The organism is Bradyrhizobium algeriense (assembly GCF_036924595.1).
Taxonomy (GTDB): Bacteria; Pseudomonadota; Alphaproteobacteria; order Rhizobiales; family Xanthobacteraceae; genus Bradyrhizobium; species Bradyrhizobium algeriense.
This window is the reverse complement of sequence record NZ_JAZHRV010000001.1, coordinates 1,890,839-1,903,194: the sequence shown is the minus strand read 5'-3', so window position 1 is coordinate 1,903,194 and position 12,356 is coordinate 1,890,839. Positions and strand designations below refer to the sequence as shown.

Annotated in this window: 12 protein-coding genes; 2 read left to right on the top strand and 10 right to left on the bottom strand. The window is 63.3% G+C overall.

The window, feature by feature from the left end:
* Nucleotides 1-840 (bottom strand): nitrate ABC transporter permease, encoded by an 840-nt coding sequence (gene ntrB / locus V1286_RS09175; protein WP_108516387.1) that lies wholly within the window; start codon nt 838-840, stop codon nt 1-3.
* Between the two features lie 160 nt (nt 841-1,000).
* Nucleotides 1,001-2,386 (bottom strand): CmpA/NrtA family ABC transporter substrate-binding protein, encoded by a 1,386-nt coding sequence (locus V1286_RS09170; protein ID WP_108516385.1) that lies wholly within the window; start codon nt 2,384-2,386, stop codon nt 1,001-1,003.
* 167 nt (nt 2,387-2,553) lie between these two features.
* Here V1286_RS09170 and V1286_RS09165 point away from each other — a divergent pair, with 167 nt between their 5' ends.
* Entirely contained in the window at nt 2,554-4,476 is a 1,923-nt protein-coding gene (locus V1286_RS09165; RefSeq protein WP_334479041.1) for a sigma 54-interacting transcriptional regulator, read from the top strand.
* A gap of 100 nt (nt 4,477-4,576) precedes the next feature.
* Here the strand turns inward: V1286_RS09165 and V1286_RS09160 are convergent, their stop codons facing one another.
* The 5 genes from V1286_RS09160 to V1286_RS09140 form a co-directional block, all read right to left on the bottom strand.
* Complete coding sequence (locus tag V1286_RS09160) at nt 4,577-4,804, bottom strand: hypothetical protein (protein ID WP_334479039.1); 228 nt, start codon at nt 4,802-4,804, stop codon at nt 4,577-4,579.
* Between the two features lie 395 nt (nt 4,805-5,199).
* Nucleotides 5,200-5,814 (bottom strand): hypothetical protein, encoded by a 615-nt coding sequence (locus tag V1286_RS09155; protein ID WP_334479037.1) that lies wholly within the window; start codon nt 5,812-5,814, stop codon nt 5,200-5,202.
* 165 nt (nt 5,815-5,979) lie between these two features.
* The gene (locus V1286_RS09150; RefSeq protein ID WP_334479036.1) at nt 5,980-6,858 is read right to left on the bottom strand and encodes a sulfurtransferase; all 879 of its coding nucleotides are present in this window, start codon (nt 6,856-6,858) and stop codon (nt 5,980-5,982) included.
* 51 nt (nt 6,859-6,909) lie between these two features.
* Nucleotides 6,910-8,055, bottom strand: a complete 1,146-nt coding sequence (locus tag V1286_RS09145; protein ID WP_334479035.1) for an acyl-CoA dehydrogenase family protein — start codon at nt 8,053-8,055, stop codon at nt 6,910-6,912.
* A gap of 36 nt (nt 8,056-8,091) precedes the next feature.
* Nucleotides 8,092-8,634 carry an OsmC family protein gene (locus tag V1286_RS09140; protein WP_108516901.1) on the bottom strand — a complete coding sequence of 181 codons (543 nt, stop codon included), beginning with the start codon at nt 8,632-8,634 and terminating at the stop codon, nt 8,092-8,094.
* Nucleotides 8,635-8,861: 227 nt separating this feature from the next.
* On the opposite strand from V1286_RS09140, the gene V1286_RS09135 reads away from it, so the two are divergent.
* The gene (locus tag V1286_RS09135) at nt 8,862-9,521 is read left to right on the top strand and encodes a TetR/AcrR family transcriptional regulator (RefSeq protein ID WP_334479031.1); all 660 of its coding nucleotides are present in this window, start codon (nt 8,862-8,864) and stop codon (nt 9,519-9,521) included.
* A 6-nt stretch (nt 9,522-9,527) separates the two neighbouring features.
* On the opposite strand, the gene V1286_RS09130 is transcribed toward V1286_RS09135, so the two are convergent.
* The 3 genes from V1286_RS09130 to V1286_RS09120 all read right to left on the bottom strand — a co-directional run bounded on the left by V1286_RS09130 (nt 9,528) and on the right by V1286_RS09120 (nt 12,310).
* Nucleotides 9,528-10,325 carry a DUF2182 domain-containing protein gene (locus tag V1286_RS09130; RefSeq protein WP_334479029.1) on the bottom strand — a complete coding sequence of 266 codons (798 nt, stop codon included), beginning with the start codon at nt 10,323-10,325 and terminating at the stop codon, nt 9,528-9,530.
* A 43-nt stretch (nt 10,326-10,368) separates the two neighbouring features.
* On the bottom strand, nt 10,369-11,001 hold the full coding sequence (locus V1286_RS09125; RefSeq protein WP_334479028.1) for a DUF1326 domain-containing protein: 633 nt from the start codon (nt 10,999-11,001) through the stop codon (nt 10,369-10,371).
* Nucleotides 11,002-11,104: 103 nt separating this feature from the next.
* On the bottom strand, nt 11,105-12,310 hold the full coding sequence (locus tag V1286_RS09120) for a TrmJ/YjtD family RNA methyltransferase (protein WP_334479026.1): 1,206 nt from the start codon (nt 12,308-12,310) through the stop codon (nt 11,105-11,107).
* Nucleotides 12,311-12,356 lie beyond the last annotated feature (46 nt).

Here is a 12,356-nt window from a genome sequence, read left to right as displayed (position 1 = left end):
CTATTCCGGGAACGTGACCATGCGCGTGAAGCGCGCCAGAATCTGGTCGAGCAGCATGCCGACGATCCCGATCAGGAGGATCGCGATGATGACGTTGGTGATCGAGAGGTTGTTCCACTCGTTCCAGACGAAGTAGCCAATGCCGGTGCCGCCGACCAGCATCTCGGCCGCGACGATGACGAGCCAGGCGATGCCGATCGAAATCCGCATGCCGGTGAGAATCGTCGGTGCGGCCGCCGGCAGGATCACCGTGAAGGCGCGCCTGATGGTGCCGACCTCCAGCGTGCGGGCGACGTTGATCCATTCCTTGCGCACCGCGGCGACGCCGAACGAGGTGTTGAGCAGCATCGGCCACACCGAGCAGATGAAAATGACAAAAATCGCCGAGATCGAGGAATCCTTGATGGTGTAGAGCGCAAGCGGCATCCAGGCGAGCGGCGAGATCGGCTTCAGCACCTGGATGAACGGATCGAGTGCCTTGCTGATCAAGGGCGACATGCCGATCAGGAAGCCGAGCGGAATGGCAACGAGCACCGCGAGCAGATAGCCGAGACCGACGCGGCCGATGGAATAGCCGAGCTGGATGCCGAGGCCCTTGTCGTTCGGCCCCTTGTCGTAAAACGGCTGCTTGAGATGCTCCCACAATTTCGCGCCGACATCGAGCGGACCCGGCATCGCCGACTTGCCCTGAGTCGCCGTCAGCCCCATCAGCTTGGCGTATTCCGGCGTCATGGTGGTGGTCGCAGCCGTCGAGCGCGTGGCGAGATGCCAGATGCCGAGGAATGCGGCGAACAGCACGATCGAGACCACGGCCGCGCGGAAACGAAGTGAGAAGGTCATCTCCCTCTCCCCGCGCGCGGGAAGAGGGTCGGGGTGAGGGGCTCTCTCCGCGAGGCGAATGCTAGTTGATGGACCTGTACCCCCTCACCCGCCGCGCAAAAGCGCGGCGACCTCTCCCCGCAAGCGGGGCGAGGTAAGAAAGAGGCAAGGCCAGGATCCCTCACGACGCCTTCCTGATCTTGAAGCTGGCGAGATAATCATCCGGCTTCGCCGGATCGAACGTCTTGCCCATCACCGCGAACGATTTGTACGACGTTGTCGGCGGTGTCAGTCCCATCTCCTTCATGACCTTGCCGGTGTCGGTCGCGAGATAAACCTGTTCCGCCACCGCCTTGTAATCGACATCGCCCTTGATCTGGCCCCAGCGCTTCATCTGGGTCAGCATCCACACCGCAAAGGACTGCCAGGGGAACGGATCGAAGTCGACACGCTTGGCGTCGGTTTTGACGCCGCCCAATCCGTCCGCATAGGTGCCGGTCAGCACCTGCTCCAGCACGGTGACCGGTGCGTTGATATAGTTCGCGGGAGCGATCGCTTCCGCGATCTGCTTGCGGTTCTCGGCTTTCGACGCATAGGCGGTCGCGTCCACGATCGCCCGCGTCAGCGCTGCAAAGCTGTTCGGCGAGCTGGTGATGAATTCCTTGCTGGCGGCAAAGCTGCAGCAGGGATGGCCGTCCCAGATCTCCTTGGACAGGATGTGCATGAAGCCGACGCCGTCATAGATCGCACGCTGGCAGATGTTGTCCGGCGCGAGGAAGCCGTCGATGTTGTCGGCGCGGAGGTTGGCGACCATTTCCGGCGGCGGCACCGAGCGCAATTGCACGTCGGTATCGGGATCGAGGCCGTGTTCGGCCAGATAATAGCGCAGCAGATAATTGTGCATCGAATAGTCGAACGGAATGGCGAACTTCATGCCCTTCCAGTCCTTCGGATCGCGCTTGTCCTTGTGCTTCATGGCGAGCGTGATGCCCTGCCCGTTGATGTTCTCGATCGCCGGCACCGTGAACGGGATCGCATTGGCGCCCAGCCCCAGCGAGATCGCGATCGGCATCGGCGCCAGCATGTGGGCTGCGTCGTATTCCTTGTTGATGGTCTTGTCGCGGATCACCGCCCAGCCGGCGGTCTTCACCACTTCGACGTTGAGGCCGTGCTTGGAATAGAAGCCGAGCGGGGCCGCCATGATGATCGGCGTTGCGCAGGTGATCGGAATGAAGCCGACCTTGAGGTCCTTCTTCTCGGGCGCCCCGCCTTGCGCGAAAACCTCGGTCGCGGTCTGAAGCGGAAAGAATTGCGAGATCGCGGCCAGCGCGGTCGAGGCGCCGACCGATTTCAGGAACGCGCGCCGTGCGGCATCCCTGGGAAACATCGCCCGCATCACGGCGGAGGCTACGACGCCCTCGTAGCGCTTGTCCTCGCTCGGTGCGGGCTCGCAGCGCAGCGCCGAGGCCGCATGTTCATGTTCGGCTTCGCTGACATGCTGGCCGCAAGAACAGCCACCGGCACGAAGACGGCGATCGGGATCGAATGGATTGTCGAAGGTAGACATGAGACCTCCTGCACGGGCGTTGCCCCCTAATTAAGCAAGGCACATGCCAGCCCTCTTCTTCGGCAATTGCGTTGATGTCGCAGGGATTTGCGGCTTCATTGGCGATTACGAAAATTCGTGATAAACGAAATATCGTAGCTGGATTACGAATTTTCGGAGTCGATCAAATGGATCTGGCCTTGGGTTCCACGGCCGTGCCACAGGACGCCAGCCTTCACACCGCCGCGTTCGAGTTCGCAGTCGAGCCGGCGCTGCTGCTCGATCCCCATGCCGACCTGATCCTCGACGCCAATCCGGCCGCCTGCGCCCTGCTCGGCTACGACCGCGCGCTGCTGCGGCAGACCAAAGTCAGCACGCTGCATGCAGGCCAACTCCCCTCGTTGATCGTGTTCACCCAGGCCGTCCTCGACAAGGGCGCGTACTGGACCAACGCACTGACGCCGCGTCACGCGACGGGGCAAACGCTCAGGCTCGAATATGCCGGCTCGCTTGTGCCGGGTGACGGCCGCGCGCTGGTGCTGCTCACCATGAGCGATCTCGACGCGCGCCGCCGCCGCTATGTCGATGCGGCGGCCGAGGACCACATGCGCGGCGGGATCGCGACCTGGCAACGGGTCGAGCGCGTGTTCCAGGACATCGAGCGCGAAAACCAGTTGATCCTGCGCGCCGCCGGCGAAGGCATTTACGGCGTCAACGCCGAGGGCAAGACCACCTTCGTCAATCCGGCGGCCGAGCGCATGCTGGGCTGGGCGGCGGAAGAACTGGTCGGCAAGGAAATCCACCCGATCGTTCATCACACCCATCATGACGGGCGGCACTATCCCGATCACGACTGCCCGATCTACGCGGCGTTTCGGGACGGCGCCGTGCATCAGGTCGAGGGCGAGGTGTTCTGGCGCAAGGACGGCACGCCGGTCTGGGTCGAATACACCTCGACGCCGATCCGCGACCGCGGCGTCGTCGTTGGCGCGGTCATCGTGTTCCGCGATGTCAGCCAGCGCCGCGAGGCCGACGAAAAGCTGCATGCGGCACTCGCCGAAGTCGATCGCCTGCGCGAGCGGTTGGAGCTGGAAAACGCTTACCTGCAGGAAGAAATCCGCATCGAGACCAATCCGCGCGGCATCATCGGCCAGAGCGAGGCGATCCAGAAGACGCTGCGCCAGGTCAAGCTGGTGGCGCCGACCTCGGCGGCCGTGATGATCACGGGCGAATCCGGCACCGGCAAGGAACTGATCGCGCGCGCGATCCATGAGGCAAGCAGCCGCCGCGACCGGCCGCTGATCCGGGTCAATTGCGCGGCGATCCCGCGCGAACTGTTCGAGAGCGAGTTCTTCGGCCACGTCCGCGGCGCCTTCACCGGCGCGATGCGCGATCGCATCGGGCGGTTTGAGCTCGCCGACGGCGGCACGCTGTTTCTCGACGAGGTCGGTGAAATTCCGCTGGAGCTTCAAGGCAAGCTGTTGCGCGTGCTGCAGGAGGGCAATTTCGAACGCGTCGGCGAAGAGCGCACCCGCGCGGTCGACGTCCGCCTGATCGCCGCCACCAACCGCGACCTCAAGCAGGAGGTGCAGCGCGGCCGGTTTCGCGAGGATCTTTATTTCCGCCTCAACGTGTTTCCGGTGGAGTCAGTGCCGCTGCGCGAGCGGCGCGAGGACATCCCGCTCTTGGCGCAGCACTTCCTCAACAGCGAGAGCAAGGCGCTGAAATCCGATCTGCGATTGTCGGAGGGAGATGCGCGCAGGCTCTCGCGCTACGACTGGCCGGGCAATGTCCGCGAACTGCAGAACGTCATCGAGCGCGCGGCGATCCTGGCGCAGAACGGCCGGCTGCGCATCGACCTGCCTGATTCATCCGGCGCTCAACCCGCCCCCGGCTCGGCGCGCGTGAAGGCCGATGCCCACCCCGTTGTTATGACGGCATCCGAAATGCGCGCGCACGAGCGCGCCAATATTCTCGCCGCGCTTGCGGCCTGCTCCGGCAAGGTGTTCGGGCCCGGGGGTGCTGCGGAAATGCTCGACATCAAGCCGACCACGCTGGCCTCGCGCATCAAGGCGCTGGGGATTGCAAATGCGCGCGGCTTGACCGGCTAATTAGGGCGTGTGCTCGTCAACGTCGGCTTCCCAAGGCAAAGCGGAAGCCACCAGGCTTGACCGTGATCGGCGGCTTGTGAACCCATAGTGGACGTTGCATCTAGACTTTGGTCGGCGGCTCCAGTTGAGCAAGTTCCTCTTTCAAAGGGGTCCAGCCGTGAGCCATCACAACGGTGCTCAAGATTCCACGAAGAGAAAAACTTACCTCAAAAATCTCGCCAGTTTCGGCCTCAAGCTCGAACGTGACTTTGGGGTCCTCCTCCGTCGAAGCGTCGCCTCTCATGCTTCGGCCCATCACTATCGTCGCCAGCCGTGTTCGCTTCGTCATTAGAATCCGCGCTCCCTTCCAATATTTCACCAACTCGGCAGCTTACCTGAGGCGCAGCTGTGGCACTGATCCATTCAATCGCGTTAGCGGCGCACAAGAACGCAGCTTGCTTCAATCCAAATAGAGTGCATGTAGCTCTCTTCGCCGACGATCTCGCCTACGTGCAGCTCCAAAAATCCGTTGTCGATCCCCGCAATAGGGAAGACGCGACCCACGCAAGCTTCAAATAGTGCCTGTGTGCCCATTCCAGACGGAAGCGATCCCGGTACCGCAACGATTTCTATATTAAGCCAAGCAGGTGACGTGTCCTGCTGGCAAGGCGACATGCATCAATGCTGGCTCGATAATCGCCTTCCGAGAACAAAGCGAACCCGACTTGATGACGAGTCCGCGCCCTAGTAGCGGCGGCCGCCCACCGAGAACGACGAAGCGCCGGGCAGCGAATTGATCTCGCTGTCGATCCGCCCCGTCTGCTGGACGACGCCGACCCCGAGCGACAGGCTGAGATTGGACGTCGGCTGGAATTCGACGCCGGCATACGCGCTGCTGACGGGCAGCGTGCCCGACTTGGAGTCGAACGGCGCGAACGCGTTGCCACCGATGCCGGTATTGTATTTCAGCGTGTCGAACCCGGCATAGAAGGTGACGGGCAAGCCGCTATTCTTCAGGCTGTAGCCGAACTGCACGCCTTCGCTATAGAGCGAGCCGAAGCTGCCGAACGCACTCTGGCTGAGGCTGCCGAAGCCCATGCCGCTGCGCTGGCTGCCGACAAAAAAGCCGTTCGAAAAATTGTAGCGCGCATAGGACGAGCCGTTTCCGACATCGCGGAAGTCGAAGCTCGGAAAGGTGCCGTACGCGTCAGGGCTCTCACCCGCAGCACCGCTGAATCCCATCGGCCAGCCCGGAATCCAGTAGTTTACCGGCGAGGCCTGCGCGTGGGCCGCTGGCGCGCCCAGGCACAGCATCGCTGCGACCATTGCAAGACCAAATCTGCGTGAGAACATCGACATCCGCGCGACCACCTGACTGCGTCGCGATTATACGCAGCGGAGATCAGGAACGCCAGAGTGGCGCGATGGCGCGGTTCCATTGGTTCGCGCCATCACTTCAGGAATCGCCGGCCGCCTTGTTGCCGTCCAATTCCATGGAATAAGACTGCAACACCGGACGCGCCGTTAGGCCGCCTTGGTGGTGAGCTTGGCCTCCGTCGGCAGCCCCTCCTCGATCGGCAGCGCGGGGTCGCGCGACCATTCGTTCCAGGAGCCGAAATACATCCGGACATCCTTCACGCCGGCGTTCTTCAGTGCGAGGAACGTGTTCGAGGCGCGTGCGCCCTTGAAGCAGTAGAGATAGACCGGCGTATTCTCTGTGATGCCGACGGTGGCGCATTCCGCCAAAATTTCGTTCTTCGACTTGAAGCGCGGCCCTTCCGCGGTCGGCTTCATCATCCGGTACCATTCGAGCCAGACCGCGCCGGGGATGCGTCCCTTGCGCGGGCAGAAATCCTTCCCGTACGGCGACGAGCTTTCGCCGATCCACTCGTCGATATCGCGCACGTCGAGCAGCGCGATGCCGGGCTTGCCGACGGCGGCGAGCATGGTCTTGGCGTCGATCAGGATATCGCCGGCCTCCGGCACGACCGTGAACGATGCCTTCACCGGCGACGGCACGTCCGTGGTGACCGGCAGCCCCGCCGCCGCCCAGGCGTCGTAACCGCCGTGCAGCACCTTGATCTTGGGATAGCCGAGCATGGTCAGCAGGTAATAGCCGCGGCAGGACTGGCCGAAGCCGGAATTCATCGACTGTTCGTAGATGACCGCGGTTTCTTTGCCCGAAAGCCCGGCAGCGCCGAACGCGTCGGCGAATTTCGTCTTCAGCTCCTGCATGCCTTCCGGCGTCGAGGTCGCCAGATAGGTGAAGATTTCATGGACATTGACGGCGCCGGGGAGATGCCCCGCGCCGTAGGCTTCGGGATTGCGGGTGTCGATGATGACACACGGCTCTTTCTTGAGGAATTCCGCGAGTTCGCCGGCAGTAATCAGAACGTCCGTCATGGCAGGCCTCTCCTGTTGTGTGGTTGCTGGTTGGGTCGGTCGGAAATCCCTTTAGTGCTCGTCGCCGGCCAGCATCTTGCGAAGCTGCTTGGTGGCGGGGGTGACGACGGCAACAAAATAGGCCTCGCGAAGCCGGCGCTGGGCGCGGTGGCTCTTCAGGTAGCCGCGCGCGCCGCAATGGAGCATCGCGGCATGCGCGGCCGCGACGCTTGCGTCACCGGCGCGCAGCCGCAGCGCCACCACGCGCCGCCAATAGCTGTCGTCGGAATTGTAGGGATCGCGCGCCAGCGCCATGGTCTCCTTCTCGAACTCGGCATGGAGTTCGCGGAACTGCAGCGGCTGCTGCGGCAGATAGCGATTGACGTGACCGAGCGGCGCCTCGACCTCGTCCATGATCTGGATGCAGTCCTTGATGAGACCGAGCGCCATGCCGGCCTGCAGCAGGATAAAGCCGGCGCGGATTTTTTTGACAAAGGGTCCTGCCGGCTCGGCCAGAATCAACTCGTCCGGCACGAAGACATCACGGAACTGCACGCCATAGGTGCCGGTGCCGTCCATCGCGAGGAACGGCTTGCACGGCTGCAACGTGATCGCGGGATTGGAGCAATCGGCAAGGAACATCACGATGCCCGGCCCGCCGTTTGCGGTGCCGCCGGGCCCGTCCTCGCGCTCGAAGATCGTGCCGAAGAAATGCTCGGCGCCCAAATTTGACACCCAGGGCAGCGCGCCGCGCACGACGTAACCGCCCTCGACCTTGCGTCCTCTGAGTTTCAACTTCTCGATGCCGAAAAAACTCTTCATCGGGTTGGACAGCCCGGTGCCGCCGAGAATTTCGCCGCTGGCGAACTTATCGGCGAATTTGGCGACGAGTTTTGGATTGCCCGAATTCGAGGCGTACCAGACCAGCGTGTTCTGGCACCACGCCATGAAGGCGGTGGCGCCGCAGACTTCGCCGAGCGCTGCGATCGATTGAATGGCGCAGCGCAGATCGGCCGCGCCATTCACCGGTTGGTGGCTGCCCCAGGCGCCGGCTTCGCCAAGCCGCCGGAGCAACGCATCGGGGTAGAGCGTGCCTTCGTCGATCGCCAGCGCCTGGGGTGCGAGTTCTTTGCGCGCAATCACTGCTACCTGATCGGCGATCGACGCCGATGGCAGAGTTGCGTCAATCGCGAGCCGGGATACCGCCAGTGAACCCATCAAACCCTCCACACCCCATTGGCCTGCCGTGGCCGCCTACGCGCTGACTTCGAGATTGACCGGGCGGGTAAAGGTGTTGGCGACCGGCGACCACTGCTTGACGTGGGCCACCAGCGCGTCGATCTCGGCCTTCGGAATGCCCTCGCATTCCATGTCGACCTTGACCCGCACGTCGGTGAAGCCGACCGGCTTCTCGCTGACATCGCCGGTGCCCCACACCGCCGTGATGTTGAGATCGCCCTCGAGCTCGAGTTCGAGCTTGTTGACGATCCAGCCGCGGTGAACGGCGTTGGCGTGCAGGCCCACCGCAAGGCACGACCCGAGCGCGGCCAATGACGCCTCCGACGGGTTGGGCGCGGTGTCGTCGCCGAGCAGGCCCGGCGGCTCGTCGACGATGTAAGGCGCGAGGTTGCGGATGTAGTTGGCATGGCGGAACTTGCCTTCCGCCACCGTCTTGCACTTCAAGGTCTTGATGACCTTCGGATTGGCCTTGCCGTTGGCGATGAGCTGCTCGAGCCCATTTTTGTCGATCGGCGCCAGGCAGCCTGTAAGCACCGTTTTTTGAGCGACCGCGGTCATCATTTCTCTCCCTAGGGTAGGATACCGAACGTTCTGTTTCCTGCATTAAGCGTGCCAGAGCAGGCCAAAACCAAAAGGCGAAGCTCTCCCGCCGCTTAGCGATCGCTGCCCGGAAATTGGTCAGCGCCGCGCTGCACAGGCGCGAAGCAATTGCCGCGTGCCTGCGATTAATTTCGGCGCAAAGATGCGACTTGATGATTGCGCGGCGCTCCGATTAACTGCGGCGCATGGGCAAATCGGTTTCAAAGAGGAAAGCTGTCGCGGCACGCGCCGCAGGCGATGAGGAATCCGCGCGCGGGCGCCTGCTTAGCGCGGCGACGCATCTGTTCTGCAAGAACGGCATCAACGCCACCGGGATCGATGCCATCATCGACGAGGCCGGCACCGCCAAGACCACGCTCTACAAATTGTTCGGATCGAAGACCAACCTAGTCAACGCCGTGCTGGAGAGCGAAGGCAAGGCGTGGCGCGAATGGTTCATCGGCGCGATGGAGGATGGCGGCGGCGACGCGCAGGCGAAGCTGACGCGGATCTTTCCTGCGCTGAAGCGCTGGTTCGCCGAGGAACGTTTCTACGGCTGCCCTTTCATCAACGCGGTCGCCGAACACGACAAGGACGCCAAGCAGTTCCGCAACATCGCGCTACGGCACAAGAAGGTGGTGCTGGCGCATATCGAAAAGCTCGCCGCTGAAATGGGCGCCGCCGAGCCGCAAATGCTTGCCCATCAACTCGCATTGTTGATCGACGGCGCCATCGTCGCCGCCATGGTCTCGCGCGATCCCGGCGTCGCCGACACGGCCGGCCTTGCTGCAGGCAATCTGTTCGGGCCGTCGAAGGTGAAGAAGCCGAAGCGGGCCGGTAGTCCTGCGGAACTCGTCGCCGTCTGAGGCAAGCTACAGCGACGCGGCAGCCGTGACGATCAGGCCTCGCGCAAGCACCGCTCCGCCCACTACGATCAGGCCGACGCCTACGGCGCGGCTGAGCCATGGGCTACGCGCCTGCAGCTTCTCCAACCCGACATAGATCGCGACCGCCGCGACCCAGGCCAGGTTCATGACGCCGACCACGAAGAGCAGCGCCATCAGGAACCAGCAGCAGCCGACGCAATAGCCGCCGTGGCGGAAGCCCATGCGCAGCGCCCCGATGGCGCCCGGTTGCCAGTGTCGGCTCAGGAAGAACACCGGGCTCTGGCAGTAGCGCAGACAGGCGCGCTTGATCGGGGTGAACTGGTAGAGCCCGGCCGCAAGCAGGATGATCCCGGCGAGCAAATTGCTGGTGCTCGCCATCATGCCGGACAGCAATCCAGACTGTTCAAGTGCCCACTGCACCGAGACAGCGACGAGACTAAAGCCTGCCCATATCACGAGATAGCCGGCGAGAAACAGCCAGCTTGAAATCACGGGACTGTCCGCGGTCGCCTGCCGGCGCTTGATGGCTGCGAACAGCAGGATGGTGGGCGCGGCGCTGGGCACCATCATCGCGATCATCATCACCCACCACATCGCGAACATGAGCCATGCCTGGGCCGGCGACCACGGCTCAGGGTCCATCGGCATGTCGGCCATGCTCATGTCGATGCCGGCGCCGGCAAGCAGATAGCCCCAGGAGAACGCAACGACGACGGCTATTCCGATGGCCACGATCAGGCGATCGTGCCGCAGGGTCTGTTCGAGCGCCGAGGTCGCCATCATAAACCCCACCCCCGACTGGGCGTGTAGAGATTAGGGCGCAGCGCTAGGCCGCAACGCCCTGCGGCGTCTGAACGACATTGGCGAGCGAACTATGCGTGCCCTTGGTGTCGAACTTGATGGCGCCGCTCGAGCGGATGTTGGCCGAAGCAACCTCGGCCGCCCTGTGCTCGAAGCCCTCGGGCATCACGACCTGAATGCGGTGAGGCTCTCCTGTCACCGGATTCTTGATCGGCTCGACCTCGGTCTCCAGCACGCCCGTCGCCACCATACGCGCTACGCGCCCGTCCTTGTCGAATTCGAATTCGATCGGTACGAACAACGGTTCATGCATCTTGGTCACGATCAGGCTGAGAATCTGGAATAGCGTGCCTTCGGCAGAGTTCTGACCCGACATGATATTGAAAAGTGCTTCGCGTTGTTCCGGTGTGGCGCGCTCGTCGATGATCGGTTGCAGCTGGCCATTGCCCTCATGCAGCGCACCGGGAAAATGAACGGTTGCCGCGAAAACCAGGCCGTCGAGTTTGGTCTTCTCGAAATGTCCCTTGGTGATCCGCATGCCGACCGTGCCCTTGCAATAACCCTGGGTCGGCAGGGCATTGAAATCGCACGGGCAGCCAAATGCGCAATTGCAGTTCTTGATCCATTCGCCTTCGAGACGCCAGTCAGATGTAGCCATCGCACACCTCCGTTTGCGTATTCGATTGAACTGCAGGGGTAAGCTTATCCCGTTTGCGCGCCCGGGGACAGGGAGCGTCGGCCGGCTTGCCCGATAGGCCCGCCTAGCTGCGCTCGCGCAGCTTCGCCTCGAGCCGAGCGAGTTCCGCGACCAGATCGCGCTCGACTTCGGCGACCTTCATCTCGATCACACGGTAGTCGCGTGCTTCCAGCCACGTCTTGCGGCCGGCGCGGTCGGCGACGATGGCCTCCGACTCGTTCGGATTGACCAGCTCGATCGCGAGCCGGTGCACGAAGGAGACGAAATCCGGAATGTGGCGCCCCACCGGAGTCTGGCGCTTGAACTGGCCGGCGAAGCGCCGGTCGCGGGTCAGCGCCTGCCACAGGACCCGCTCGGCGTCGGTCGGGTTCCGCCGCAGCAGCCGGGCCAGCCCGCGCACGGTAGAACTGTCGCCCGGCACCGCCGGCCCCTGCCCGTGCTCGGCCAGCAAAGCGCGCAGCCGCGTCGCCTGTTCGCCGTCGAGCACGCCGCCCTTGGCCGGCCCCTTGCGGCCTTCCGCGATCGCCATCACCACGCCGTGCAAAGTGTGCATGTCCTGCTTGGTCGGGTTCATGCGGGTAAAGATGTTGCGCAGGTTCACCAGCATGGTCTCGCGCTTCTCGCGCGGGCGGAGGAATTCGACCTTGTCGAGTTCCCGGACCAGATTGTCGAAGAAGGCTTGCATCTGGTGCTGCGAGGCCGGCTCGGAGCGTTCGGGCATCGCGAACGGCAAGGCGCCGCCCGTCGACAGCTTGAACCACTCATAGCCGATCAGCAGCACCGCCTGCGCCAGATTGAGCGAGGCAAAACCCGGATTGACCGGAAAGGTGATGATCCGGTTGGCGAGCGCCACTTCCTCGTTCTGCAGGCCGTAGCGCTCGCGGCCGAACATGATGCCAGCCCCGCCGCCGCTGCCGACATGCGCCACGATCTCGGCCGCCGCTTCCCCGGGTGCGACCACCGGCTTGGCCTGGTCGTGGGCCCGGGCGGTGGTGGCGAACAGCAGTGTCAGGTCGGCGACCGCCTGCTCGACGGTGTCGAACAACTGGGCCTGTTCCAGAATCTGGTCGGCGCCGGCCGCCGCCCGCTGCGCGGCGATGTTCGGCCAACCGTCGCGCGGATTGACGATTCTTAGACGGGAAAGCGCGAAATTGCCCATCGCGCGCGCGGCCATGCCGATATTCTCGCCGAGCTGCGGCTCGACGAGGATCACAACAGGTCCGGCTAAGTCCCAACCAGACTTGGTTTTATCGGTGCCCGAACCGGACATTCGTTACTTCACTTTCTGATTCAACTTCTGAAGTTGATTCAACCTC

Coding starts and splice junctions, on each gene's coding strand:
- ntrB (WP_108516387.1), bottom strand. CDS start 840: ATGACCTTCTCACTTCGTTTCCGCGCGGCCGTGGTCTCGATCGTGCTG.
- V1286_RS09125 (WP_334479028.1), bottom strand. CDS start 11,001: ATGGCTACATCTGACTGGCGTCTCGAAGGCGAATGGATCAAGAACTGC.
- V1286_RS09130 (WP_334479029.1), bottom strand. CDS start 10,325: ATGATGGCGACCTCGGCGCTCGAACAGACCCTGCGGCACGATCGCCTG.
- V1286_RS09160 (WP_334479039.1), bottom strand. CDS start 4,804: ATGACGAAGCGAACACGGCTGGCGACGATAGTGATGGGCCGAAGCATG.
- V1286_RS09165 (WP_334479041.1), top strand. CDS start 2,554: ATGGATCTGGCCTTGGGTTCCACGGCCGTGCCACAGGACGCCAGCCTT.
- V1286_RS09145 (WP_334479035.1), bottom strand. CDS start 8,055: ATGGGTTCACTGGCGGTATCCCGGCTCGCGATTGACGCAACTCTGCCA.
- V1286_RS09140 (WP_108516901.1), bottom strand. CDS start 8,634: ATGACCGCGGTCGCTCAAAAAACGGTGCTTACAGGCTGCCTGGCGCCG.
- V1286_RS09155 (WP_334479037.1), bottom strand. CDS start 5,814: ATGTCGATGTTCTCACGCAGATTTGGTCTTGCAATGGTCGCAGCGATG.
- V1286_RS09170 (WP_108516385.1), bottom strand. CDS start 2,386: ATGTCTACCTTCGACAATCCATTCGATCCCGATCGCCGTCTTCGTGCC.
- V1286_RS09135 (WP_334479031.1), top strand. CDS start 8,862: ATGGGCAAATCGGTTTCAAAGAGGAAAGCTGTCGCGGCACGCGCCGCA.
- V1286_RS09120 (WP_334479026.1), bottom strand. CDS start 12,310: ATGTCCGGTTCGGGCACCGATAAAACCAAGTCTGGTTGGGACTTAGCC.
- V1286_RS09150 (WP_334479036.1), bottom strand. CDS start 6,858: ATGACGGACGTTCTGATTACTGCCGGCGAACTCGCGGAATTCCTCAAG.